At 68.4% G+C, this 24,288-nt stretch carries 20 protein-coding genes; 9 read left to right on the plus strand and 11 right to left on the minus strand.

Annotation, left to right across the window (positions count from 1 at the left end; genetic code table 11):
• Positions 1-459 precede the first annotated feature (459 nt).
• Genes ACT53U_RS09010 through ACT53U_RS09020 form a run of 3 tightly spaced genes read right to left on the minus strand, consistent with a single transcriptional unit; the run spans position 460 to position 3,232 of the window.
• Positions 460-1,389, minus strand: a complete 930-nt coding sequence (locus ACT53U_RS09010) for a PhzF family phenazine biosynthesis protein (RefSeq protein WP_476154306.1) — start codon at positions 1,387-1,389, stop codon at positions 460-462.
• On the minus strand, positions 1,386-2,144 hold the full coding sequence (locus ACT53U_RS09015) for a hypothetical protein (protein WP_476154308.1): 759 nt from the start codon (positions 2,142-2,144) through the stop codon (positions 1,386-1,388). The genes ACT53U_RS09010 and ACT53U_RS09015 overlap by 4 nt, the downstream gene beginning before the upstream one ends.
• A complete protein-coding gene (locus tag ACT53U_RS09020) occupies positions 2,141-3,232 on the minus strand; it encodes an endonuclease/exonuclease/phosphatase family protein (protein ID WP_476154310.1) in 1,092 nt (363 codons plus the stop codon). The genes ACT53U_RS09015 and ACT53U_RS09020 overlap by 4 nt, the downstream gene beginning before the upstream one ends.
• Before the next feature lie 165 nt (positions 3,233-3,397).
• Here ACT53U_RS09020 and ACT53U_RS09025 point away from each other — a divergent pair, with 165 nt between their 5' ends.
• From ACT53U_RS09025 to ACT53U_RS09055, 7 genes are all read left to right on the plus strand, one after another.
• Entirely contained in the window at positions 3,398-3,700 is a 303-nt protein-coding gene (locus ACT53U_RS09025) for an SCP2 sterol-binding domain-containing protein (RefSeq protein WP_476154312.1), read from the plus strand.
• Positions 3,701-3,927: 227 nt separating this feature from the next.
• On the plus strand, positions 3,928-5,133 hold the full coding sequence (locus ACT53U_RS09030; RefSeq protein WP_476154314.1) for an OmpP1/FadL family transporter: 1,206 nt from the start codon (positions 3,928-3,930) through the stop codon (positions 5,131-5,133).
• A gap of 99 nt (positions 5,134-5,232) precedes the next feature.
• On the plus strand, positions 5,233-6,843 hold the full coding sequence (locus tag ACT53U_RS09035) for a long-chain-fatty-acid--CoA ligase (protein ID WP_476154316.1): 1,611 nt from the start codon (positions 5,233-5,235) through the stop codon (positions 6,841-6,843).
• Positions 6,844-7,074: 231 nt separating this feature from the next.
• A complete protein-coding gene (locus ACT53U_RS09040; protein WP_476134619.1) occupies positions 7,075-7,470 on the plus strand; it encodes a MerR family transcriptional regulator in 396 nt (131 codons plus the stop codon).
• Positions 7,471-7,552: 82 nt separating this feature from the next.
• Positions 7,553-8,692 carry a thiolase family protein gene (locus ACT53U_RS09045; RefSeq protein ID WP_476154318.1) on the plus strand — a complete coding sequence of 380 codons (1,140 nt, stop codon included), beginning with the start codon at positions 7,553-7,555 and terminating at the stop codon, positions 8,690-8,692.
• A complete protein-coding gene (locus tag ACT53U_RS09050; RefSeq protein ID WP_476154319.1) occupies positions 8,692-11,025 on the plus strand; it encodes a 3-hydroxyacyl-CoA dehydrogenase/enoyl-CoA hydratase family protein in 2,334 nt (777 codons plus the stop codon). The genes ACT53U_RS09045 and ACT53U_RS09050 overlap by 1 nt, the downstream gene beginning before the upstream one ends.
• 16 nt (positions 11,026-11,041) lie before the next feature.
• Positions 11,042-12,829 (plus strand): acyl-CoA dehydrogenase C-terminal domain-containing protein, encoded by a 1,788-nt coding sequence (locus tag ACT53U_RS09055; RefSeq protein ID WP_476154321.1) that lies wholly within the window; start codon positions 11,042-11,044, stop codon positions 12,827-12,829.
• A 70-nt stretch (positions 12,830-12,899) separates the two neighbouring features.
• Here the strand turns inward: ACT53U_RS09055 and ACT53U_RS09060 are convergent, their stop codons facing one another.
• The 3 genes from ACT53U_RS09060 to ACT53U_RS09070 form a co-directional block, all read right to left on the minus strand.
• Positions 12,900-14,192 carry a TadE/TadG family type IV pilus assembly protein gene (locus ACT53U_RS09060; RefSeq protein ID WP_476154322.1) on the minus strand — a complete coding sequence of 431 codons (1,293 nt, stop codon included), beginning with the start codon at positions 14,190-14,192 and terminating at the stop codon, positions 12,900-12,902.
• An 89-nt stretch (positions 14,193-14,281) separates the two neighbouring features.
• On the minus strand, positions 14,282-15,013 hold the full coding sequence (locus tag ACT53U_RS09065; protein WP_476154324.1) for a sulfate transporter family protein: 732 nt from the start codon (positions 15,011-15,013) through the stop codon (positions 14,282-14,284).
• A gap of 2 nt (positions 15,014-15,015) precedes the next feature.
• Positions 15,016-16,383, minus strand: a complete 1,368-nt coding sequence (locus ACT53U_RS09070; protein WP_476154326.1) for an NAD(P)H-dependent oxidoreductase — start codon at positions 16,381-16,383, stop codon at positions 15,016-15,018.
• Between the two features lie 240 nt (positions 16,384-16,623).
• Between ACT53U_RS09070 and ACT53U_RS09075 the strand changes: the two genes are divergently transcribed.
• Complete coding sequence (locus tag ACT53U_RS09075; protein ID WP_476154328.1) at positions 16,624-17,637, plus strand: adenosine kinase; 1,014 nt, start codon at positions 16,624-16,626, stop codon at positions 17,635-17,637.
• Here the strand turns inward: ACT53U_RS09075 and ACT53U_RS09080 are convergent.
• Positions 17,616-18,860 (minus strand): GGDEF domain-containing protein, encoded by a 1,245-nt coding sequence (locus ACT53U_RS09080; RefSeq protein ID WP_476154330.1) that lies wholly within the window; start codon positions 18,858-18,860, stop codon positions 17,616-17,618. The genes ACT53U_RS09075 and ACT53U_RS09080 overlap by 22 nt on opposite strands.
• Before the next feature lie 122 nt (positions 18,861-18,982).
• Positions 18,983-19,531 (minus strand): cupin domain-containing protein, encoded by a 549-nt coding sequence (locus tag ACT53U_RS09085; protein ID WP_476154332.1) that lies wholly within the window; start codon positions 19,529-19,531, stop codon positions 18,983-18,985.
• 105 nt (positions 19,532-19,636) lie between these two features.
• On the opposite strand from ACT53U_RS09085, the gene aptA reads away from it, so the two are divergent.
• The gene (gene aptA / locus ACT53U_RS09090; protein ID WP_476154334.1) at positions 19,637-20,959 is read left to right on the plus strand and encodes an omega-aminotransferase AptA; all 1,323 of its coding nucleotides are present in this window, start codon (positions 19,637-19,639) and stop codon (positions 20,957-20,959) included.
• A 14-nt stretch (positions 20,960-20,973) separates the two neighbouring features.
• On the opposite strand, the gene ACT53U_RS09095 is transcribed toward aptA, so the two are convergent.
• The 3 genes from ACT53U_RS09095 to ACT53U_RS09105 all read right to left on the minus strand — a co-directional run bounded on the left by ACT53U_RS09095 (position 20,974) and on the right by ACT53U_RS09105 (position 24,269).
• Positions 20,974-22,758: a putative bifunctional diguanylate cyclase/phosphodiesterase gene (locus tag ACT53U_RS09095; RefSeq protein ID WP_476154336.1), complete on the minus strand. Its 1,785-nt coding sequence runs from the start codon at positions 22,756-22,758 to the stop codon at positions 20,974-20,976.
• A 135-nt stretch (positions 22,759-22,893) separates the two neighbouring features.
• Positions 22,894-23,844: an NAD(+) diphosphatase gene (gene nudC, locus ACT53U_RS09100; RefSeq protein WP_476154338.1), complete on the minus strand. Its 951-nt coding sequence runs from the start codon at positions 23,842-23,844 to the stop codon at positions 22,894-22,896.
• Between the two features lie 11 nt (positions 23,845-23,855).
• Positions 23,856-24,269, minus strand: a complete 414-nt coding sequence (locus tag ACT53U_RS09105; RefSeq protein ID WP_476154339.1) for an HIT domain-containing protein — start codon at positions 24,267-24,269, stop codon at positions 23,856-23,858.
• Positions 24,270-24,288 lie beyond the last annotated feature (19 nt).

A 24,288-nucleotide genomic window follows, 5' to 3' on the forward strand; every position in this document is an offset into this window, starting at 1 on the left:
CTTCGGCGCCGAAATGGGTTCGGTTGCCGGTTCGCTGCTCATCCCCTGAGTGCCCGCCTCGGCCATGCGAGGGCGGTCGGCGCTCAGGGGCCGATAAGGAGAAGAAGCGAGGAAAGAAGGGCGCGGGTGGCCGTGGCGCCGAAAGGCGCTTCGATCGTCGGCGATGATGCGGTCCGCGCGATCATTTCCGTCCGTCCAGTCCCTCGGAACACGCCCCCGGGCGGTTCCCGCTCGGCGCCGTTCCGGACATCGTCGCCGGATACGCGCACGCCGCCCCGCGACCCATGCGCGAAGCTCCTTCCGAAATACCGTTCGCCGCGGCAAGACGCAAGTGCTTCTTGCCGTCAGGCGGCGCGAACCGTCGCCTTTCCGCCCTGCGGGACCGTCGTCTCGCCTGCCGCTCGGCCTTCCGCGTCACGGCCTCGACGATGGCCGGGATCTCCGAGCGGGCCCGATCGTTCAACATCGCGGCACGGCGACCAGCGTGCCCTCGGCCACCCGAACGGTACTGCCGCCGATGCGCAGGGCGACCGGGCGGGCCTTCTCGATCTCCAGCGTCAGATCGATCAGGCTCGGCCGCCCCATCTCGAAGCCCTGCTCGATCCTGAGCCGGTGGGTACCGTCGGTCGGCGCGTCGAAGCGATGGACCACGCCGCCGAAGGCCGCCGCCGCCGAGCCCGTCGCCGGGTCTTCGCCGATGCCGAAGCCGTAGTCGAACATGCGGGCGTGGAAGTCGCCGTCGTGACGCCGGCATTCGCGGCAGTAGACGAAGACCGAGAAGGCCTCCGCCTTGCCGAAGGCGGCGCTCCACCGGCGCGAGTCGAGCCGGGCCCGGCCGATCGCGTCGAGGCCGGAGACCGGCACGAAGGCGAAGGTGACGCCCGCCTCGAACTGCGAGGGCACGTGGTTCTCGAAACCGATGTCGGAGACGTCGAGCCCGAGCGCGTCGGCGATCTCGCCCTTGGGCGGCATGTCCCCGGGAACCGGCGCCGGCAGGCGCGGCGCGTCGAACTCGACCCAGGTCGCCTCGCTCTCCGACAGCCGCACCGCGGCGCGGACGACGCCGACCGTCTCCTCGACCACCACGACGGCGTCGAGCCCGCCGGCGGGACGGCCGAAACGTTCCTCGGCGATCAGCGCGATCGCCCCGACGGTCGGATGGCCGGCGAAGGGCAACTCGCGCGTCGGCGTGAAGATCCTGAGCTTCGCCGAATGCGTCGGCTTTTCGGGCGGCAACACGAAGACCGTCTCGGACAGGTTGAACTCGCGCGCGATCGTCTGCATCGCCGCCGTGTCGAGCCCTTCGGCGTCGAGCACCACGGCGAGCGGATTGCCGGCGTAGGCCTGGGTCGTGAAGACGTCGAGCACGACGTGGCGGCGGCGGGTCATGGCGTTTCCTCGAAATGACGGAGCGTCTCGCCGCGATCTTCCGCGGCGAGGAGAGCGAGCAGACGGGGTACGTAGGGCACCGTCTTCTGGCCCGCGAGGGGGGCGTCGAAGGGCAGGAAGGCGACGCGTTCGATCTCCCCGTGCGGATCGTCGTGGTCGATCGCCGCGATCCGTTCGGCGAGCACCGCGGCGGGAAGGGGCGACCGCAGCCGCCGGACCAGCGCGAGCCGCGACGGTCCCGACGGAATCATCCACCAGCCGGGATCGGCGACGAAGGCGTCGATCGCCAACCCGACCTCTTCCGCGAGCTCGCGGGTCATGTTGGCGACCGGGTCGATCCGATCGCCGACGCGATCGTCGGCGTCGAACGAGCCCGAGGGCGGATAGGCGAGCCCGGCATTGGCGGTGGTCGCCCCCTGGCGGCCGACGAGCAGCGCCCCGTCGGCACTGGTCACCGCCGGGACGGGGAAGACGTGCAGCAGATCGGCGCGGTCGAAGCCGCGGCGCAGCGCGTGGAGCAACGTCGCATAGTCGGTCGGCCGCGCCGTCGCCGAGAAGACGCCGCCGGCGACCGTCGCCCCCTCGAACAGGAATGCCGACCCGTTCCACAGTGTCGGATTGGCCGCGGTCGCCACCACCCAGTGGTCCCGGACCGCCGCCTCGCGCGGGGCGTCGAGGACCAGCGGGTCGCCGACCGCGATCTCGATCGCATCGAGACGGAGCGGCCGGTCGAGACGCGAGGGGACGATGTTCAAGGTGTGGTCTCCGCGAGCGTGATGTCGACGACCACCGGGCAGTGGTCGGAGGCCTTGGGCCGGTCGAAGCCGATACGCGGGTAGCGCTCGAAGGCGGCGGGCCGCGGCCGCATCCGCTCGACCGGCACCCTGTAGGGCAGGCCGGAGCGGATCACCTGCGGAACGGCACGCGGATCGGCCCGGGCGATCGCCGGCGAGACGAGAACGTGATCGAGCGCCGCGAGCTCGCGCCCCTCGGACCAGTAGTGCGTCCAGCGTTCGATCGGCGGCAGGCGCTCGACGAGGTCGTGGGCGAAGTGGTCGGCATGGAACGGATCGAGCGCCGAAGCCTCCATCCGCTCGACCATGGCGTCGAGCATGCCGTCGGCGGCCTTGACCAGACGGATGCGCTGGCGGTGGTCGTTGAAGTCGCCGAGGATCGCCCAGTTCGCCCGCGCGGTCTTCGCGCCGAACTTCGCCTCGACCAGCCGGCGGACGGCACGGGCCTCGGCGCGCCGGATCGCCATGGTGCGGTCGCGGCCCTCGTTCATCGACTTGAAGTGACAGATCCACAGCGTGAGGACGCCGGCCGCCGTCTCCACCTCGACCTCGAGCGCGTCGCGCTTGAAGATCCGGTCGTCGGGCTGGGCGCCCCAGCGGCGCAGATCCTCGTCGAAGAGGTCGAGGTCGCGATAGGTGAGGGCGGCGTTGCTCATCACCCGGATCGGCAGGCCGCGCCGGCTCATCACCGCGACGTCGATGCCGCGCCGGTCGTTGCCCTCGAGCAGCGCGAAGTGCTCGTAGGGCTCGTCGAGGGCGCGCCTCAGGTAGCGATCGTGGAACCAGCGCAGCGCCTCGAGCCCGTCGACCTCCTGCAGGCAGACGACGTCGGCGTCACAGTCGCGAATCGCCTGGGCGGTAGCCTGACGCTGGTCGTCGGAGATCGCCACCTGCAGCGCCCGCTCGATCAGTCGGCCCTCGCTCTCGCTGGCGTGGTCCCAGAGGCCGACGGCGGGATCCGGGACCCAGGCGCCGGTGCGCCGGTCGCGGGTCTCGCCGATACGGCGGACGAGGTTCTCGACATTGAAGGTGGCGACCCTGACGACCATGCGCGGCTCCTCGCCCCGAACAACTAGCGCGAAACGCACCGCGCCGCGAGAGTGACGAGAAGGGCGTCGACTCGACGCATGTCTAATACGGCATGAGCTTGACGTATTGGGAAAGCGATGCGAGATTGCGTGCAAATACGAATGTCGTCGGGAGGAATGACGAACGTGATCGACGAGACCCTCGAAGAACGGCTCCGCGCCACCCTGCCCTCGCTGTCGCGACTGGGCGCTCTGGTGCGTTTCGATCTCGGCTCCGACGGCGGCGCTTTTCTCGACGCGCGCTCCGGTTCGGCGGTCATCGAGACCGAATCCGACGAGCCGGCCGACTGCACCATCACGATGACGCGTGAAAACCTGTTGAAACTGCTCGACGGCAAGCTCGACCCGATGCTGGCCTACGGCCTCGGCAAGATCCGCGTCGCCGGCTCGCTCGGCATCGCCATGAAGCTGGTCGGCGCCATCGCGTGAGACGTGCGGATCGGCACGTCCGACGTGTGTCCGGCGTGCCACGGTTGACCAATACGTCAATCTCGTCCGGTTGACGTGATCAAAACGGTTCGTTAATTTTTCGCCACAATCGGCTCGTGCTCCGTACCACGGCGGGGTGTCGTAGGGTCAACCGAGTGGCGTGGAAGCGAGAAGTGAGCCGAAAAGGCTCGGGGGGAACGATGAAGGCGTCGAAGAAGAATTGGCTCATGGCGGGTGTCGCCGGTCTGGCTCTGGTCGGCGTCGCCGGCGAGGCTTCCGCCGCCGGCTTCATGCTGCGCGAACAGAGCTCCGAATATCTCGGGAACTCGTTCGCCGGATCGGGCGCCAAGGCGTCCTCGCCGGCCACCATCTGGTACAACCCGGCCGGCATGACCATGCTGCACGGCAACCAGATCGCCGGTTCGCTGACCTGGATCGCCCCGCAGGCACGCTTCGACGGTCGCGGCCTCGGCGGCGCCGCCATCTCCACCGGCGACGCGATCTCCGACGCGGCGGTCGGCTCGACCTTCGCCATGTATTCGGTCAGCGACGACATCAAGTTCGGTCTCGCCGTGGTCTCGCCCTTCGGTCTGCGCTCGAGCTATCCGGGCAACTGGAACGCCCGTGCCCACGGCGTCGCTTCCGCGATCACCGACATCGCGATCAACGGCAACGTCGCCTATCGCATCAACAAGAACCTCTCGATCGGCGTCGGCATCACCGGCGACTGGGCCGAGGCCGACCTGACCTTCGGCAACCCGGCCGCGCCGGCCGGCTTCCTCGGTCGCCTGAAGGGCAGCGACATCGGCTTCGGCTGGAACGTCGGCGCCCTGTGGGAGTTCTCGCCGCAGACCCGCATCGGCCTGGCCTATCGCTCGAACATCCGCCACGGCCTCGAGGGTCAGCGCACCTCGTCGATGCCGTTTGTGCTGTCGACCGCGGACATCACGGCCGACTTCACGCTGCCCGGCACCGCGACGGCGTCGTTCTATCACGCGTTCGACGACAAGTGGGCCATCATGGCCGACGCCCAGTGGACCCAGTGGTCGGTCCTGAAGGACCTCGCGGTCTACGGCACGAACGGCTCGCTCGCGGTTCCGATCACCGACTTCAGTTGGCGCGACACCTGGTTCTTCTCGGTCGGCGCCGACTACCAGTGGACCAAGGGTCACACCATCCACGTCGGCACCGCCTACGACATGGGCGCGATCAAGGATGCTCAGCATCGCGGCGTGCGTGTTCCCGATGCGGATCGCTACTGGCTGTCGACCGGCTACACCTGGGACTACTCGGAGAAGCTTCGCCTGAACCTCGCCTACGCCCATCTGTTCGCCGCCTCCGCCGACGTCGCGCTGACGACGCCGACGCCGTTGACCGGCAGCTTCAAGGCCTCGGTCGACATCTTCTCGACGAGCTTCACCTACAAGTTCTGAGACGGAACCGACATCGTGAACACGACTGGCAACCCCGGCGGGACATCCGGCCGGGGGGCGGTGGAACTCCGCCCTCTGACCGACCTTCTGGACGACGCGGTGGCGCGTCGTCCAGGTGCCCCTTGCGTCGATTTTCTCGGCGCCAAGTGGACATACGGCGAGATCGGCGATCTCGTCGATCGTGCCGCCGCGGGCTTTCGTCGTCTCGGTGTGGTCGAGGGGACGCGCGTCGGCCTCTGCCTGCCGAACACGCCCTATTCGGTCGTCTGCTACTTCGCGGTGCTGAAGGCCGGCGGCATCGTCGTCAACTTCAATCCGCTCTACGTCGAGCGTGAGCTGATCCACCAGGTCAACGACAGCGGCAGCGAGATCATGGTCACCATGGATCTCGAGGTCATGTATCCCAAGGTGGCGAAGCTCCTCGGCAAGACCTGCCTGAAGACGATCGTCGTCTGTCCGATGGCGGCGATCCTGCCCTTCCCGAAGAACTGGCTGTTCCGCCTGTTCAAGCGCGGCGACGTGGCCAAGGTGCCGAACGACGCCGCCAACGTCTCCTTCGCCGCGCTGACGGCGCAGAAGTCGCCCGTTTCCCGTGCGCCCTTCGACCCGAAGACCACGGTGGCGGTGCTGCAGTACACCGGCGGCACCACCGGCGTGCCCAAGGGGGCGATGCTCACCCATGCCAACCTGACGGCCAACGCCACCCAGGTCGCAGCCTTCGTGCCCGACGGCTTCCTGAAGGGCGACCAGCGCATGCTGGGCGTGCTGCCGCTCTTCCACGTCTTCGCCATGACGGCGGTGATGAACTTCGGCATCCGCATCGGCGCCGAGCTGATCCTGCTGCCGCGCTTCGAGCTGGCGCAGGTGATCGACGTCATCGAGAAGAAGAAGCCGACGCTCTTCCCCGGCGTGCCGACGATCTACACCGCGATCAACCGCGCCGCCGCCGAGCGCAAGCTCGACCTCACCTCGATGCAGGTCTGCATCTCCGGCGGCGCGCCGTTGCCCGGCGACGTCCGCGCCCGTTTCGAGGAACTGACCGGCTGCAAGCTGATCGAGGGCTACGGCCTGTCCGAGGCCTCGCCGGTCGTCACCTGCAACCCGGTCGTCGACTTCGACAAGGTCGGCTCGATCGGCGTCACCGTCGCCGAGACGCAGGTGTCGATCCGCGTTCCCGTCACCGGCGAGACGGAAGTGCCGGAAGGCGAGAAGGGCGAGATCTGCGTCAAGGGTCCGCAGGTCATGCTCGGCTACTGGAACCGTCCCGAGGCGACCGCCGAGCAGTTCCACGACGGCTGGCTGCGCACCGGCGACATCGGCTGGCGCGATCCCGACGGCGCGATCTTCCTGGTCGACCGCCTCAAGGACATCATCATCTGCGGTGGCTACAACGTCTATCCGCGGGTTCTGGAAGAGGCGCTCTACCAGCATCCGGCGGTCGAGGAGGCGACGGTGATCGGCGTGCCCGACACCTATCGTGGCCAGGCGCCGATGGCCTTCGTCAAGCTCCGCGCCGACCACGAGGCGACCCCGGACGACCTGATGAAGCACCTCTCGACCTGGGTCTCGAAGATCGAGATGCCCAAGGCGATCGAAATTCGCGACGCGCTGCCCAAGACCATGGTCGGCAAGCTGTCGAAGAAGGAACTGGTCGCGGAGATCGTCGCCCGCGACACCATCGAGACCGTCGATCTCTCCGATCGCGGCTGATCCGTCCCGGGCCACGCCTCCGCGTGCCGCCCACCCACGGCCCCACGGGGCCGCCTTCCGGCCGGGGTTCGCCCGACCGTTCGCCGCCGTTTCCCTCGGAAACGGCGCTCCGTCCACAGCCTTTGGAAGACCCGAGCCCGTCGATGACGATTTCGCGTGACATCAAAGTGACGTATAGGGCAATATCCGGCCCTGAATGTCGTCGCCTGCATCTCGCGGAGCTTTTCTTCCATGGACAAGATCTTCTCGGTCACGGAGCTCGCCCGCGATCTCGGCGTCACCCCGCGCACCATCCGCTTCTACGAGGACCAGGGGCTGATCTCGCCCCAACGCGCCGGCAACACGCGGGTCTACACCCATCGCGACCGGGCGCGGATGATCCTCATCCTGCGCGGCAAGCAGCTGGGCTTCTCGCTGCGCGACATCAAGGAATACCTCGACCTCTACGTCGTCGACACGACCCAGTCGGAGCAGTTGCAGCATCTGGTGAAGAAGGCGCGCGAGCGCATCGTCCAGCTGGAAGCGCAGGCCCAGGCGGTCAAGACCACGTTGCAGGAACTGAAGGAAATCGAACGGCTCAGCCTCGAGACGCTGGCCGGTCGCGGATTGACGGCGGAGACGGTCTGAAGGCTGCGGGCATCCCCCGCCGCGCGACGTTCGTCTCCCCGAGCACAACTCGAGTTCCGAGTTCTCTCCAGGAGACACGTCGATGAAGAAGGTCGTCGTCGCGGGCTATGCCCGTTCGCCGTTCACGCTCGCCAAGAAGGGCGAACTCGCGTTCGTCCGCCCCGATCGCCTCGCCTCCGCGGTGGTCTCCGGCCTCGTCGCCAAGACCGGCGTCAAGGTCGACGACCTCGAGGACCTGATCCTCGGCTGCGCCTTCCCCGAAGGCGAGCAGGGCCTCAACCTCGCCCGTCTCGTGGTTCTGATGGCTGGTCTGCCGCGTTCGGTCGGCGGCCAGACCATCAACCGCTTCTGCGGTTCCTCGATGCAGTCGATCCATGCCGCCGCCGGTGCCATCCAGATGGGTGCGGGCGAGGTCTTCGTCTGCGCCGGCATCGAGTCGATGAGCCGCGTGCCGATGATGGGCTACAACGTCCTGCCCGATCCGGACTTCGCCGCCGCCATGCCGGGCGCCTACATCGGCATGGGCGACACCGCCGAGAACGTCGCCGCCCGCTGGGGCATCACGCGGCCTGAGCAGGAGGCCTTCGCCGTCGCCTCGCACCAGAAGGCGACCGCCGCCCGCGCGGCCGGCCGTTTCGTCGATGAGATCGTCCCGATCACCGACCCCAAGGGCAAGCTGGTGACGCAGGACGGCTGCATCCGTCCGGAGACGACCGCCGAGGGCCTCGCCGGCCTCAAGCCCGCCTTCAAGACGGACGGCGTCGTCACCGCCGGCACCTCCTCGCCGCTGACCGACGGCGCTTCGGCGACGCTGATCTGCTCGCTCGAATACGCCGAGAAGAACGGCCTCGAGCCGCTCGCCGCGATCAAGTCCTTCGCCGTCGCCGGCTGCGATCCCGAGATCATGGGCATCGGCCCGGTCGGCGCCTCGCTCAAGGCCGCCGCGCGCGCCGGCATCGACGTCAAGAACATCGACGTGGTCGAGCTCAACGAGGCCTTCGCCAGCCAGGCCCTCGCCTGCATCCGCGATCTCGGCCTCGACCCGGCCCGCGTCAACCTCGACGGCGGCGCCATCGCCCTCGGCCATCCGCTCGGCGCCACCGGCGCCCGCATCGTCGGCAAGACGGCCTCGCTGATGAAGCGCGAGGGCGGCAAACTCGGCCTCGCCACCCAGTGCATCGGTGGCGGCCAGGGCATCGCCACCATCCTGGAGGCGCTGTGATGGGAGAGATCCGCAAGGTCGCCGTCATCGGCGCCGGCGTGATGGGCGCGGGCATCGCCGCCCAGGTCGCCAATTCGGGCACGCCCGTCGTGCTCCTCGACATCGTCCCTCGCGATCTCGCGGAGGGCGGCGATCGCTCGGCCATCGCCCGCGGTGCGGTCGAGAAGATGCTGAAGACCGAGCCGGCCGCCTTCATGTCGAAGGCCGCGGCGAAGCTCGTCACCATCGGCAACATCGAGGACGACATCGGTCTTCTCGCCGATGCCGACTGGATCGTCGAGGCGATCGTCGAGCGTCTGGATCTCAAGCAGGGCCTCTATGCCAAGATCGAGGCGGTCCGCAAGGACGGTTCGATCGTGTCGTCGAACACCTCGACCATTCCGCTGGCGACGCTGACCGGCGGCATGGGCGATCGTTTCGCGAGCGACTTCTGCATCACCCACTTCTTCAATCCGCCGCGCTACATGCGGCTGCTCGAGGTGGTGAAGGGCGAGAAGACCCGCGGACAGGCGATCGCGGACATTTCCGCCTTCGCCGACGTCAAGCTCGGCAAGTCGGTCGTCCATTGCAAGGACCGCCCCGGCTTCATCGCCAACCGCCTCGGCGTCCTGTGGATGCAGGCCGCCGTCGTCGAGGCCTTCGAGCGGCACCTCGACATCGAGGACGTCGACCAGATCATCGGCCGCCCCTTCGGCATCCCGAAGACCGGCGTCTTCGGTCTGATCGACCTCGTCGGTCTCGACCTGATGCCCCACGTCAACGCCAGCCTCGCCGCGGCGCTGCCGCAGGGCGACATGTTCCACGAGATGAACCGTCCGGTTCCGCTCGTGCCGAAGATGATCGCCGACGGCTACACCGGTCGTAAGGGCAAGGGCGGCTTCTACCGGGTCAACCGCGAGAAGAACAAGGCGAAGGAGGCGATCGACCTCTCGACCGGCGAATACCGCGCCCAGAAGCGGGCCGACGTCGAGGCCGTCAAGGTCGGCGCGAAGTCGCTCGCCAAGCTGTTCGACCACGACAGCGAAGCCGGCCGCTACGCCTTCGCCGTGATGGGCCGCACGCTCGCCTATGCCGCGCTGCTCGTCGGCGACGCCGCCGACGAGGTCGAGGCCTTCGACGAGTCCATGCGCCTCGGCTACAATTGGAAGAAGGGTCCCTTCGAGCTGATCGACCAGATCGGCACGGCCGACTTCGTCGCCCGTCTCGAGAAGGCCTGTCTGCCGGTTGCCCCGATCCTGAAGACCGCCGCCGGCCGGCCGTTCTACCGCGTGGTCGACGGCCGTCGCGAGGTCCTCGGCCTCGACGGCCAATACCGCGAAGTGAAGCGCCCGGCGGGCGTCCTCATGCTCGAGGACGTCAAGCTGACCTCGCAGCCGGTGCTGAAGAACGGCTCGGCGTCGGTCTGGGACATCGGCGACGGCGTTCTCTGCTTCGAGTTCACCTCCAAGATGAACTCGCTCGACCCCGACATCATCGGCCTTCTCCAGAAGACCGTGTCGCTGGTCAAGAAGTCCTACAAGGCGCTGGTGATCTACAACGAGGGCTCGCAGTTCTCGGTCGGCGCCAATCTCGGCCTCGCGCTCTTCGCCGCCAACATCGCGGCCTGGCCCGAGATCGAGAACCTGATCGCCTCCGGCCAGCAGGTCTACAAGTCGCTGAAATATGCGCCCTTCCCGGTCGTCGCCGCGCCCTCGGGCATGGCGCTCGGCGGCGGTTGCGAGATCCTGCTGCATTCCGACGCCATCCAGGCCCATGCCGAGACCTATACCGGCCTCGTCGAGGTCGGTGTCGGCCTGCTGCCCGGCTGGGGCGGCTGCAAGGAGATGATCGCCCGCTGGCAGTCGATGCCGAAGATGCCCAAGGGCCCGATGCCGGCTTTGGCGCAGGTCTTCGAGATGATCTCCACCGCCAAGGTCGCGAAGTCCGCCGCCGAGGCCAGGGAGATGCAGATCCTGCGTCCGGCCGACGGCATCACCATGAACCGCTATCGGCTGCTGGCCGACGCCAAGGCCAAGGCGCTGTCGCTGGTCGAGGGTTATCAGCCGCCGACCCCGCCGGTCTACCGGCTGCCCGGCCGCACTGCCGCCACCGCCTTCGGCCTCGCCGTCGACGGCTTCTGGCGCCAGGGCAAGGCGACCGACCACGACCGCGTCGTCTCCGCCGCCGTCGCCAAGGTGCTTTCGGGCGGTGATCGGGCCGACATGCTGATCGAACTCACCGAGGACGATCTCTACGACCTCGAGCGCGAGAACTTCATGGCGCTCGTCCGCCACCCCGGCACGCTGGCCCGCGTCGAGCACATGCTCACGACCGGCAAGCCGCTGCGCAACTGATCGCGAGGACGAACCGATGCCCGGCTATCAGGCCCCCCTGCGCGACATGCGCTTCAACCTCTACGACGTCTTCGACGGCGACGACATCGCGTCGCTGCCCGGCTACGAGGACTTCACCCGCGATCTGATCGACCCCGTCCTCGACGAGGCCGCCAAGCTCTGCGAGGAGGTCCTCTTCCCCCTCAACCGCTCCGGCGACGAGGAGGGCTGCACCTTCGAGAACGGCGTCGTCCGCACGCCCAAGGGCTTCAAGGAAGCCTATACGCTGTTCCGCGAGGGCGGCTGGACGTCGATCGCCTGCGATCCCGACTACGGCGGTCAGGGCATGCCGGCGGTGGTCAACACCCTCGTCGAGGAGATGATCTGCTCGGCCAACCTGTCCTTCGGCATGTATCCCGGCCTCAGCCACGGCGCCTACGTGTCGCTGGCCTCGCACGGCTCGGACGAGCTGAAGGCGGCCTATCTGCCCAAGCTCGTCGACGGCACCTGGTCGGGCACCATGTGCCTGACCGAGCCGCATTGCGGCACCGACCTCGGCCTGCTCCGAACCGCCGCGATCCCGCAGGACGACGGGTCCTACGCCATCACCGGCACCAAGATCTTCATCTCGGCCGGCGAGCACGACCTGACCGAGAACATCATCCATCTGGTGCTGGCCAAGATCCCCGGCGGACCGAAGGGCGTGAAGGGCATCTCGCTCTTCCTCGTGCCGAAGTTCCTGCCGCGTGCCGACGGCACTCCGGGTGAGCGCAACGCGGTCGCCTGCGGCTCGATCGAGCACAAGATGGGCATCAAGGCCTCGGCCACCTGCGTCATGAACTTCGACGGCGCCAAGGGCTGGCTGATCGGAGAGGCCCACAAGGGCCTGCGCGCCATGTTCGCCATGATGAACACGGAGCGTCTGGCGGTCGGCGTTCAGGGTCTCGGCCTCGGCGAGGTGTCGCGCCAGAACGCGGTCACCTACGCCAAGGAACGCATCCAGATGCGTTCGCTCTCGGGTGCCAAGTACCCGGAGAAGGCGGCCGACCCGATCATCGTCCATCCGGACGTCCGCCGCATGCTGCTGACCCAGAAGGCCTACATGGAAGGCTGCCGCTCGCTGGCGGTGTGGGTGGCGAAGTCGCTCGACGTCGCCAAGAAGCACCCCGACGCGCAGACCCGCGCCGAGGCCGACGATCTCGTCTCGCTGCTGACGCCGATCGTCAAGGCGCTGATGACCGACCTCGGCTCCGAGGTCGCCAACATCGGCGTCCAGGTCTTCGGCGGTCACGGCTACATCCGCGAGCACGGGCAGGAGCAGTACGTGCGTGACGCACGCATCGCGCAGATCTACGAGGGCACCAACGGCGTCCAGTCGCTCGATCTCGTCGGCCGCAAGATGCCGGAAGGCGCGGGGCGTCTGCTGCGCCGCTTCTTCCACCCGGTCTCGGAGTACATCGCCGCCAAGGTCGAGGACGAGGCGATGGGCGAATTCGTCCAGCCGCTCGCCAAGGCCTTCGTCCGCCTGCAGCAGGCGACCGCCCAGGTGGCGCGCGTCGGCATGGCGCGGCCGGACGAGGCGGGTGCAGCTTCGGTCGACTACCTCCGCCTCTTCGGCCTGGTGGCGCTCGCCTATCTGTGGTGCCGTCAGGTCGAGGTCGCCAAGGCCAAGATCGCCGGCGGTGAGGGCGACAGCTTCTACGAGGGCAAGATCGCCACGGCGCGCTTCTTCATGGACCGTCTGCTGCCCGACACCGGCGCCCGCTTCGCCATGGTGATGGCCGGCGGCCGCTCGATGATGGAGTTCCCCGACGACGCCTTCTGAGGCCTCGAACGGCGACGAGAAACGCGAAGGGCGCCCCACGGCGCCCTTCGTCGTTTTCAGGTCGACGCGATCACCGCGTCAGGCGAGCGCTCTGGACGGTCTTGGTGAAGAGCGCGTTCATCGCCTCGGCGATGCCGCCCGACGGGCTCACCTCGAAATAGAGGTCGGGCGAAGCGCACGCCTGCATCTTGGTCGAGATCTGCGAGGCGAAGGGCGCGACGGTGTTGTTGTACCAATCGTTGGTCGGCAGCGGCAGATAGGTCGTGTAGAGCACCGCGATGCGAATGCCGCGGTTCTTGATCGCCGTGCACTTGGCGACGTCGATCGGCTCCTGGCAACGTCCGCCACCGAGATCGGGCTGGGTGCAGGACGACGAGTTGTTGTAGTCGGCGAGCCCATCGGAGACGAAGAACAACACCTTCTGCGGCACCGCCGAGGCCGACGCTCCCGATCCGGGGGTCGGAATGGCCGAATTGATCGAGGTCAGCGCGCTGTTGAAGTTGGTCTGCTGATCCGAGTTGTAGCCCTGGTAGGGCATCGTCATCAGGTCGATCGCATTGGCCGAGGTCTTGGCCGACGAGAGGTTCGAGGTCAGCGACGCGACCGTCGTCAGGCCGGCCGTCTCGGCCTTGGGGCCGAAGGAATAGATCGCCATGCGGAACTGGTTGGGGACGGCCTGCGTGGCGGTCGCGTTGTCCATCAGCTGCTGCGTCGCGGTGCGTACCACGTCGATGCGCATCGCGACGCCGAGCTTCTTGGCGAGCCCGTAATAGTCGTTCGGCGAGGCCGACATGTCGTGGCAGGCGAAGGCGCACTGGTCCGACGTGTTGGCCACCATGGTGGCGATGCCCGCGGTCGTCGCCGCCACGCCCATCGACGGCGAGTTGTCGAGCAGCAGATAGAAGTCGATGTAGGTCGGCAGCTGGACCGACGCCGTCGCCGTGCCGGAGAGTTCCGGCGCGGCAATGCCGGCCATCGGCAGGAACACCGGATGGGTCTCGACGTCATAGGTGTAGGTCGCGGTCCGGACGCCGCCGCTCTCGGTGACGGTGGCGGTGCCGGTCTTGATGTCGGCGGCGATGTCGGAGGAGAGCACGGCGCGGAAGGTGGCGTCGGCTCGCTTCTGGGCATCGGCGGTGGTCATGGTGATCGCCGCCTTGCCGGTCGCGGCGAGCACCGCCGCGTCGGCAGCCGAGGAAAGCCGCGAGCGGACGCCCATCATCGTGTAGAAGTCGAGCGCGCCGCCGACCAGGACAATCAGCGGCAGGATGATCAGCGCAGCGATCAGGGCGACGTTGCCGCCCTCGCACCGCAGGAGCAGCGAAAGGTCACGCCGGCGCGGACCGTTTTCACGACACGTCATCTCGAGCTTTCCCAGAACGAAGGCGCACCGAGCCTAGGCGCCAATTCATAAGAAAGCCTGACTGCGGACGCGTGACGGCGGCGGTGCCTTCAGCCCCGCGGGCCGATCGCCGCGGTCTTCTTGACGAGATGGACCATGGTCGCTGCGGCGAAGAGCGGCGCGAGGAAGTTGACGAAGGGCACCATCAGCACCCCCGCCGCCGCGACGCCGGCCAGCATCGCCGAACCGCTCCAGGCGGTCGAGAGCCGCTTCGCCTCGTCTTCGCTCATCAACCGGCGGGCGGCGAAGCCGAAATATTCCCTGCCGATCAGCCAGCCGTTGCCGATCACGAAGGCGATCATGTTGACGCCCGGGATCAGCAGCAACACCAGACAGACGACGTTGACGACGAGCGACAGGGCGGTGAAGCGCAGCGCCTCGCGCAGGCTCTCGCCGAGCGGGATCGCCCGGCCGGGCGGGTCGGTGGGATAGTGCGCCGTCTCCACCGCGCTCGCCACGTCGTCGAGGAAGAGGCCGGCGATCGCCGCGGTGATCGGCGCGATCAGGAAGGAGAGGCCGATCATCAGGGCGAGGCCCGAGAAGATCCCGGCGATCCAGAACACCCCGTCGAGGAAGAACGGCACGTCGAGCGGATGGGCGCCCGCCGCATCGCCCGCCAGATGGGTGAAGAAACGCGTGCCGATCGCCCACAGGACGACGACGATCAGCAGCGTCGCGCCGAGCGACTTCAGCGCCACGCCGCGAAAGGGCGGCGAGACGACGTCGGCGACGCCGGCCCGGATCGAGGCCGCGACCAGCGCGATACCCGAGGGCCGCGCCATCGTCACGCCTCCGCCCCGTGGACCATGACGTCCTGCAGACGGCGCAGCTCGACGATCTTCGATCCCGCGAGCGGGGCGACGTTGGCCTTCGTCAGCAGTTCGCCCTTGCGGATCGGCTTCGTCACGGTGCCGTTCTCGATCAGACCGATCGGCATGGCGCCGGCCGCCCGTGCCGCCTCGTATTCGAGGGTGAAGGCGCGGTAGCAGTACTCGCCGATCGCGTCGAGCCGTTCGCCGACCGCCAGATCCTTCTTGGCGACCGCCGAGACCTCGGCCGAGGGACGGGCCAGCGCCCGCATGTCGACGCGGCCGTGCAGCACCGCACGCGCCGCCGACAGCGGCACCTCGAGGCTGGTCAGGTGATAGGGCCGATAGAAGGTGTAGTAGGGTCCCGGTCCGAGCTTCAGGTCGTTCAGCCGCTCGCGCAGCCGGGGATGGCTCAGCTCGGCGACGACGAAGACGCCGGGCGCCACGCCCTTGCCGATGGTGTAGTCGACCACGCCCTTGCGCGAGAGGATGCCGCCGTCGGCCTTCGGGCAGAGGATGGTGTGGAGGTTCTCGAGCGTCGCCTCGGGGCCGTGCATACCGGCGACGTCGGGCACGAGCCCGGTCGCGTTGGCGATGTTGGCCATCTCCACCATGGTCTTCGAGCCGTCGATGAACTCCACCAGCATGCGCGGGTTCATGTTGCGGCGGGTCGCCTCCTCGACGAACTGGTCGGGGGTGGCGTCGATGTCGAGTGGGTTGTTCTTGCCCTTGCCGGCGGCGATCACCGGATAGCCGAGCGCGGTGACGAACTCGATCAGCTCCATCGTCGAGGACGGCTCGTCGCCGGCGCCGACGGTGTAGACCACGCCCGCCTCGCGGGCGCGGCTCTGCAGCAGGGCGCCGATCGTGACGTCGGCCTCGACGTTCATCATCACGACGTGCTTGCCCGCCTCGATCGCGCCGAGGCCGATGACCGCGCCCATCTCCGGCTTGCCGGTGGCATCGATCACCACGTCGACGTGGGGGCTCGTGATCAGCGCCTCGACGTCGGGCGTCACCGCGGTGTAGCCCGCCTCGACGGCGCGGGCGACGGCCGGGGCGCTCTCGCAGACGCGGATGCGCTCGGGATCGAGACCGGCGATCAGGAAGGCGTGTTCCGCGTGTTTCTTGCCCGGATCACGCACGCCGATGACGGTGATCTTCAGGCCCTTCATCAGGGCGATCTGGGTGACGATGTCGGTCCCCATCTCGCCGACCCCGACGAGGCCGATGCGAATGGCCTTGCCCGCGGCCTCGTGGGCGGCGAGTTCGGCGGCGAGGCCGGTCGGCGTGACGAACCGCTGCGCGAGGTCCGGCGTGGGGCTCGAGCCCTCTCTTCCCATGATCGGCTTCCTTCGGATCTCGATCGTTCCGCCCTCCGATAGGGCAGTCCGGCGGCGAACTCAACGTCTCGCGGTGCGAGGACGGTCCGGCTTCCACCTTCGTCGGCCGCATCCCGCCGGCCGTTGCATCGGGCACGGTCACCTTGTACCACGACGAGATGCGATCGTCGCTCCGGCTCGGACGATCGTCGCCGCCGGCGCCCTCGGGCGACGAGCCACCCACGCCGGCAGGGCCACGTCATGACCGACACCCGCTTCGACGTTCTGGCGATCGGCAATGCGATCGTCGACGTGATCGCCCGCACCGAGGACGACTTTCTGGTGCGCGAAGGGCTGATCAAGGGCTCGATGCGCCTGATCGACGCGGGCGAGGCCGAGCGTCTCTACGAGAGCATGGGGCCGGCCAAGGAGATCTCCGGCGGCTCCGCCGGCAACACCATCGCCGCGCTGGCCGGCCTCGGCGGTCGCGGCGCCTATTTCGGCAAGGTCGCCGACGATCACCTCGGCAAGACCTTCTCCCACGACATCCGCGCCGTCGGCGTGCATTTCGAGACGGCGCCGCTGCTCAAGATCGGCCTGGACTACGCGCCGACCGCCCGCTCGATGATCCTGGTGACGCCCGACGGCGAGCGCACCATGAACACCTTCCTCGGCGCCTGTACCCATCTCACCCCGGACGACGTCGATCCGGTGGTCGTCGCCGCCTCGCAGGTCGTCTATCTCGAAGGCTATCTGTGGGATCCGCCGGCCGCCAAGGCGGCTTTCCGCGAGGCCTCGCGGATCGCCCATGCCAACGGCCGCAAGGTGGCGTTGACGCTCTCCGACAGCTTCTGCGTCGACCGCTGGCGCGCCGAGTTCCTCGATCTGATGCGCACCGGCATGGTCGACCTGATCTTCGCCAACCAGGCCGAGGTCAAGGCGCTCTACGAGACCGCCGACATCGACACCGGCATCGCCGCGCTGCGCGAGGACGTCGCCATGGCCGCGGTGACGCTGTCCGAGGAGGGCTCGTTGGTGGTCGCCCGCGACGAGACCGTCCGCGTCGCCGCCTCGCCGATCGCCCGCGTCGTCGACACCACCGGCGCCGGCGATCTCTATGCCGCCGGGTTCCTCTTCGGCCTGACCCGCGACTACGACCTCGCCGCCTGCGCCGAGCTCGGTGGGTTGCTCGCCGCCGAGATCATCGGCCACATCGGCGCCCGTTCCCAGACCGATCTCGTCGGTCTCGCCCGTCAGGCCGGGTTCGCCGTCTGAGCGAAGGCGTCGGCTTCCTGGATCTGCCAACGATTGCGGCCGTCCCGTTTGGCGCGGTAGAGCGCCCGGTCGGCCTGTTCCAGCGCCTCGCGCCGCGGCGCCGCCGAGGTCGCCTCGACGATCGAGGCACCGAGCGAGATCGTCACCACGCCGGGCGGGATGGTCTCGCCCGGCCCGCTCGGGATGGCGAGCCTCTCGATCGACCGCCTGAGCCGTTCCATGATCGGACCGACCGCGCGGGCATCGACCCCCGGAAGCAGCAGGGCGAATTCCTCGCCGCCGAGCCGCGCCAGCAGGTCGTCGTGGTCGCGCAGCCCGTCGGCCAGCGCCATCGCCACGGCGGTGAGGCAGCGGTCGCCCTCGGGGTGGCCGAAACGGTCGTTGAAGGCCTTGAAGTGATCGATGTCGATCATCACCAGCGCGAAGGGCGTCTGCCGTTCGTCGGTCGCCAGCGTCGCCATCCGCTCCTCGAAGCCGCGGCGGTTGGCGACGCCGGTCAGCGGATCGAGCCGCGTCATCTCGCGCAGTTCGGCGTTGCGCGCCTCCGAGATCTCGCCGATCAGCTTCTCGCGGGCGAGGAACAGGAAGAGCGCACGATGGTCGCGGTCCGTGCGGTAGTTGCCCCACAGAGCCATCGCGCCGACCGAGAAGACCAGCAGGACCGCGGGCCACTTGAGGGCCGGCGACAGGTCCTGCATGTCGGCGACGACGAAGACGTAGAGCACCCAGACCGCCAGGGTCGTCGCCAGCGCCTGGCGGAAGTGCAGCGTCGCCAGGCTGCAGGGCGCCAGCGGCACCATCACGTAGCAGAACATGCCGACCGTCGACACCGAGGCCGGCTCGATGCGGAAGCTGAAGCACACCAGTCCCGAGACGACGACGATCGCGACCATCGTCGTGGCGTCGATCACCCGATGGTCGTGGGTCGCCGCGGTGATCACCAGACCGACCGCGCAGACCACGGTGATCGCCGCCATCGTCCCGAGCCAGGTCAAAAAACGCTCGGGATCGTCGATCTCCAGCACCAGCGAACGCATCAGCACGAAGGCGGCGAGAACCGCGAGGCCGATCAACGTGCCGATGATCATCGAACGCCGTTTGTCGGGGGCGATCGAGGCACGGTAGTGCTCCTCGAGCACCGGCGTGAAGGCCAGGCGACCGACCGGTTTGGCCAGGTTGGCGAGGACCTCGGCGATCAGCGCGTCGCGAGGAGGGGGCGACATGGAGAAGCTCTTTCCGGTGGAGGGACCGACTGCCGATTGTCGGTGTCGTCGATAAGGCCTCGATGACGGCGAGTCCATCCCGCCCACGTGAAATTACGCAGCGTAAGTTGTAGGCCTCCGGGTCAGAAGCTCGGCGGCGTACAGGCCGAGACCATCACCAGTTCGCCGTCGCCGACGTTGCGGAAGGCGTGTGGTCGGCGGCTGTCGAAGAGATAGGCGTCGCCCGGCCTCAGTTCGTGACGTTCGCCGTCGACTTCCAGCTCGAGCAGGCCGCGGATGACGATGCCGGCCTCCTCGCCCTGATGGGTGAGGAGCGCCCGCCCCGAGGCGGCGCCCTTCTCGTAGCGCTCGTGCATCATCTGCAGCGAGCGGCCGGCGAGATCGCCGCCGACCTGCCGGTAACTGATCGGCCCGCCGGCGATCTCGGTCAGTTCCGAGGCGCGCCAGACGACCTTCTCGCGCTCGCCGTCGGCGCGCGAGAAGAAGGTCGACAGCGCGATCGGGAAGCCCGCCAGGATCTGCTTCAGCGCCGCCACCGACGGGCTGACCCGGTTGGCCTCGATCATCGAGATCGTGGCGTTGGACACGCCCGCGCGCCGCGCCAGAGCCCGCTGGGACAGGCCGTGGGCGATGCGCAGTTCCTTGAGCCTGAGGCCGACGTCGATATCCATGTTCATGTGTTCAGAATACGAAACGGATCGAACACGGTCCAGGGGTTGGCGTGGCGGGTTTGCGGCCGTAACGTTCGCAATATCAACCGAACCACCGAGGCTCCGATGACCGCCCACCCGCGCCCCAACGATCTCGCCTCCTTCTGGATGCCCTTCACCGCCAACCGGCAGTTCAAGCAGACGCCGCGCATGTTCGTCTCCGCCGACCGCATGCGCTACGTCACCGACGACGGCCGCAAGGTGCTCGACGGTACGGCGGGTCTGTGGTGCTGCAACGCCGGTCACAACCGGCCGAAGATCGTCGAGGCGATCCGCGCCCAGGCCGGCGAGCTCGACTATGCGCCCGCCTTCCAGATGGGCCACCCGAAGGCCTTCGAGTTCGCCAACCGGCTGGTGGGCATCGCGCCCGAGGGCTTCGACCACGTCTTCTTCACCAACTCCGGCTCGGAGAGCGCCGACACCGCGCTGAAGATGGCGCTGGCCTATCACCGGGTGCGCGGCGAGGCGCAGCGGGTGCGCCTGATCGGCCGCGAGCGCGGCTATCACGGCGTCAACTTCGGCGGCATGTCGGTCGGTGGCATCGGCGGCAATCGCAAGATGTTCGGCCAGCTCCTGCCGCACGTCGACCACCTGCGCCACACCCACGACCCGGCCCGCAACGCCTTCACCCGCGGCCAGCCCGAGCACGGCGCGGAGTTCGCCGACGAACTCGAGCGGCTCTGCGCGCTGCACGATCCCTCGACCATCGCCGCCGTCATGGTCGAGCCGATGGCCGGTTCGACCGGCGTGCTGATGCCGCCCAAGGGCTACCTCGAGCGGCTGCGCGCCATCTGCGACAAGCACGGCATCCTGCTGATCTTCGACGAGGTCATCACCGGCTTCGGCCGTCTCGGCACGCCCTTCGCCGTCGACTTCTACGGCGTCCGCCCCGACCTCTTCACCATCGCCAAGGGCATGACCAACGGCGTCATCCCGATGGGCGGCGTCTTCGTCCAGAAGAAGATCCACGACGCCTTCATGGCCGGCCCCGAGCACATGATCGAGTTCGCCCACGGCTATACCTATTCGGGCAATCCGATCGCCTGCGCCGCCGGCATCGCCACGCTCGACACCTATGCCGAGGAGGGTCTCCTCACCCGCGCCGCCGAGCTCGCGCCCTATTGGGAGGACGCGCTGCATTCGCTGAAGGGGCTGCCGCACGTCGTCGACATCCGCAACACCGGCCTGATCGGCGCGATCGAGCTGGAGTCGATCGAAGGCCAGCCGACCAAGCGGGCCTTCTCCTGCTTCCTCGACGCCTTCGAGCAGGGTCTGCTGATCCGCACGACCGGCGACATCATCGCCCTGTCGCCGCCGCTGATCATCGAGAAGTCGGACATCGACGAGCTGTTCGGCAAGCTCGCCGCGGTGCTGAAGCGCGCCGCCTGAGGCGCGCGTCGCCGTCAGGCGCTGCGACGGCGCGAACGGGCCGGCCGTTCGGGCGCGGGGGCGGGCTCCGCCTCCGCCGCGACCGGAACGTCGGCGGCGGCCTTCTCGGCCGCCGTTTCCGTCTCGGCGGCCACGGGAACCTCGTCCGCCACACCGAGCAGGCCGGCGATGTCGCCGCGCTGGAGGATCACCGCCCGCTGGCCGTTCTCGTCGGCGAGGGGCTGGGTGTGGGATTCGATGACGCGCAGCAGCTCGGGCACCGACCCCGCCGGCACCGCCTCCGAATAGAGGAAGCCCTGGCCGAGCGTGCAGCCGAAGTCGCGCAGGATGTCGGCGTTGCCGGCCGATTCGATGCCTTCGGCGGTGGTCGGCAGACCGAGCGAGCCGGAAAGACCGATGATCGCCTTGACGATCATGCGGCTGTCGACGTTCTCGCGCATCGTCTTCACGAAGGACTGGTCGATCTTGATCTTGTCGAACGGCAGCATGCGCAGCTGATGCAGCGAGGCATAGCCGGTGCCGAAATCGTCGAGGGCGATCGAGATGCCCTGGTTCTTCAGCGACATCAGCGTCTGGGTCGCCTGTTCGTGGTCGACCACGAGGGCGCTTTCGGTGATCTCGATCTCGAGGCGCTGCGGCGGGAAGCCGACCTCGACCAGGATCTGCAGGATCTCCTGGGCGAGCCACGGATTCTTGAAGTCGACCGGCGAGATGTTGACGGCGATCTTGATGTGCGACGGCCAGTCGCGCGCCGCCAGACAGGCCTGACGCAGCAGCGACGTCGTCATGCGCGACAGCAGGCCGGTCTCTTCGGCGATCGGAATGAAGGTCGACGGCGGGATCTGGCCGCGGGTCGGATGGCGCCAGCGCGCCAGGACCTCGAAGCCGGTCAGCTTGCCCGAGGCGAGGTCCATCACCGGCTGGAAGTGCGGCATGACCTGACCGTTCTCGATCGCCGATTCCAGAGCCGATTCCAGTTCGGCGCGCTCGCGGATGGCCTCTTCCATCGACGGCTGGAACAGCGCGACCGAGGTTTCGCGCTTCTTGGCGTCGTCGAGGGCGATGTCGGCGTGCCGCATGATGACGTCGACGTCGCCGACCGAGCACTCCGGCCCGAACATGGCGATGCCGGCGTCGGCCATGATCGGCACCGGCGGATCGTATTCCTCGAGCCGCATCGCGACCGAATGGACGATCTGCAGCGCCCGCATCTCGGCCGCTTCGGCGTCGCGCACCTGGGTGATGACGTGGAACTCGTCGGGCCCGATGCGGGCGACGAAGTCGGAGGCGCCCACCGCCATGGCGAGACGGTCGGAGAACTCGATCAGCACGTGATCGGCGACCAGATGGCCGAACACCTCGTTGAGCGACTTGAAGCGTTCGATGTCGATGGCGATCAGCGCGCCGATCGCGGTCTTGGAGACGTCCTCGGAGAGGCGGCGGTTGAGTTCTGCCTTGAGGCCGGCGCGGTTGGGCAGGCCGGTCAGCGGATCGATGATGGCGGCGGTCTCGGCGGTCTCTTCCGCCTCGGCCTTGGCGACGCGCATCTGCCGGACCTCGACGCGGCGGCGGAACGCATAGGCGAAGATGCCGACCCACGACGCCACGGCGAGCGCCAGTGCCGCCGATCCCAGCGTCGAATCGGCCGACTGCAGGAGGGCCACGGTCTGGTGGAGGACGCCGAAGCGGTAGTCGACGAAGAACAACAGGCCGATGATGCCGAAGAGGACGATCCGCTCGCCCGTAGGCGTCAGCGATCGCCTACCGTTCGGCTTGAGAGCGGATTTCAGACCTGCCATCGAGCGGACTCCGAACACGCACGGCCCGAGGCGGACCGAGACCAATGTACCGGACACTCTAGCGATCGAGTTTTAAGGAGGCCTTTCCGTGCTTCCCCTCGCCGACCCGCGCGATCCGCATGGTTTAGGAAGGGTTCATGCGCTCCGGACGAAGGTCGAGAGCAGATGATGGGCGATCGCGATCGGCGGCGGCGCGAAGATCCCGTCGGGATGATCGCCGGCGAGCAGGGTCGCGACTTCGGTGCGGGTGAACCAACGACAGTCTTCGAGCTCCGCCGGGTCGCGGTGGATCGTCTCGTCGTCGGCCTCGGCGACGACGCCGATCATCAGCGAGCCCGGGAAGGGCCAGGGCTCGGAGGCGACGTAGTCGACCGTGCCGACGCGGATACCGGCCTCCTCGAAGGTCTCGCGTCTGACCGCCCCCTCGATCGTCTCGCCGGGCTCGACGAAACCGGCGAGGCACGACCACATGCCGGGCGGAAAGGCATGACCACGGCCGAGCAGACAACGATCGCCGCGCCGCACCAGCATGATCACCGCCGGGTCGGTGCGTGGGAAATGCTCCCCGCCGCAGGCCGGGCAGAGCCGCCGCCAACCGGCCGTCGCCATGTCCGCCGGCGCGCCGCAGCGGGCGCAGTGGCGGTGGCTCGCGTGCCAGGCCAGCAGGCTGCGGGCGGTCGCGATGGCGCCGTAGTGTTCGGCCGGCAGCGAGCCGGCGATCGCCAGCGGACGCAGTTCGATCGCCTCGAAACCGGCGGCGAGCGTGTCGGGATCGGCGGGGCCGGCGAAGGCGAACCAACCGATCTCGTCGCCTGCATCGCCCTTTGCCAGTCCGAGGAAGATCCGTTCCTCGACCCGCGCGGCGAGCACCTCCGCCGTCGCCCGCTCGTGGGCGGCGACGGGGCGTCCGTCGCCCACATGGGCGACGACCACGCGGCTGCCGCAGATCACCAGGAAGCGGGCGCGCGGATCGGCGGCGAGCGCATCGAGCCGCTCCCGGTCCTCGCGCAGCTCGGCGGCGCGGTCGAGGCCGTTCGCGACGAAGCGAAAGCCGAGCGAGGGTTCCAGATCGATCCGCGGTGGCATCGCGGGCTCCTTCAGGCGGGACCGAGGCGCGCGATCAGGCGGCGGGCGAGATCGTCGAGCTCGGTGCGCGGGATCGGGCGGTGGGCTCCGCGTCCCCACACCGGGGCGGGCCAGGCGGGATCGTCGCGGAAACGGGCGATGACGTGGACGTGGAGTTGGGAGACGACGTTGCCGAGCGCGGCGATGTTGAGTTTGTCGGCCTTCGTCTCGGCGCGCAGCGCCTCGGCGACGGCGTCGATCTCGGCGCGGAGGAGGGCACGGTCGTCCGGGGCGAGGTCGAGGATCTCGACGAGACCGGGCCGGCGCGGCACCAGGATCAGCCAGGGGTGATCGGTCGTCCGCATCGCCAGAATCCGGCAGAGCGCGAGATCGGCGACGACGAACGTGTCGGCGGCGAGACGGGAATCGAGTTCGAAGCCGGACATGCGAGCGCTCCGGGGGAGG

It is taken from the genome of Pinisolibacter sp. DMC19, from assembly GCF_056313985.1.

Bases quoted from the DNA above. Each gene is read 5' to 3' on its own strand.
- ACT53U_RS09085 (WP_476154332.1), bottom strand. From the start codon at position 19,531: ATGGATATCGACGTCGGCCTCAGGCTCAAGGAACTGCGCATCGCCCAC.
- ACT53U_RS09070 (WP_476154326.1), bottom strand. From the start codon at position 16,383: ATGGGAAGAGAGGGCTCGAGCCCCACGCCGGACCTCGCGCAGCGGTTC.
- ACT53U_RS09010 (WP_476154306.1), bottom strand. From the start codon at position 1,389: ATGACCCGCCGCCGCCACGTCGTGCTCGACGTCTTCACGACCCAGGCC.
- ACT53U_RS09040 (WP_476134619.1), top strand. From the start codon at position 7,075: ATGGACAAGATCTTCTCGGTCACGGAGCTCGCCCGCGATCTCGGCGTC.
- ACT53U_RS09105 (WP_476154339.1), bottom strand. From the start codon at position 24,269: ATGTCCGGCTTCGAACTCGATTCCCGTCTCGCCGCCGACACGTTCGTC.
- ACT53U_RS09030 (WP_476154314.1), top strand. From the start codon at position 3,928: ATGGCGGGTGTCGCCGGTCTGGCTCTGGTCGGCGTCGCCGGCGAGGCT.
- nudC (WP_476154338.1), bottom strand. From the start codon at position 23,844: ATGCCACCGCGGATCGATCTGGAACCCTCGCTCGGCTTTCGCTTCGTC.
- aptA (WP_476154334.1), top strand. From the start codon at position 19,637: ATGACCGCCCACCCGCGCCCCAACGATCTCGCCTCCTTCTGGATGCCC.
- ACT53U_RS09055 (WP_476154321.1), top strand. From the start codon at position 11,042: ATGCCCGGCTATCAGGCCCCCCTGCGCGACATGCGCTTCAACCTCTAC.
- ACT53U_RS09050 (WP_476154319.1), top strand. From the start codon at position 8,692: ATGGGAGAGATCCGCAAGGTCGCCGTCATCGGCGCCGGCGTGATGGGC.
- ACT53U_RS09065 (WP_476154324.1), bottom strand. From the start codon at position 15,013: ATGGCGCGGCCCTCGGGTATCGCGCTGGTCGCGGCCTCGATCCGGGCC.
- ACT53U_RS09095 (WP_476154336.1), bottom strand. From the start codon at position 22,758: ATGGCAGGTCTGAAATCCGCTCTCAAGCCGAACGGTAGGCGATCGCTG.
- ACT53U_RS09080 (WP_476154330.1), bottom strand. From the start codon at position 18,860: ATGTCGCCCCCTCCTCGCGACGCGCTGATCGCCGAGGTCCTCGCCAAC.
- ACT53U_RS09020 (WP_476154310.1), bottom strand. From the start codon at position 3,232: ATGGTCGTCAGGGTCGCCACCTTCAATGTCGAGAACCTCGTCCGCCGT.
- ACT53U_RS09060 (WP_476154322.1), bottom strand. From the start codon at position 14,192: ATGACGTGTCGTGAAAACGGTCCGCGCCGGCGTGACCTTTCGCTGCTC.
- ACT53U_RS09075 (WP_476154328.1), top strand. From the start codon at position 16,624: ATGACCGACACCCGCTTCGACGTTCTGGCGATCGGCAATGCGATCGTC.
- ACT53U_RS09045 (WP_476154318.1), top strand. From the start codon at position 7,553: ATGAAGAAGGTCGTCGTCGCGGGCTATGCCCGTTCGCCGTTCACGCTC.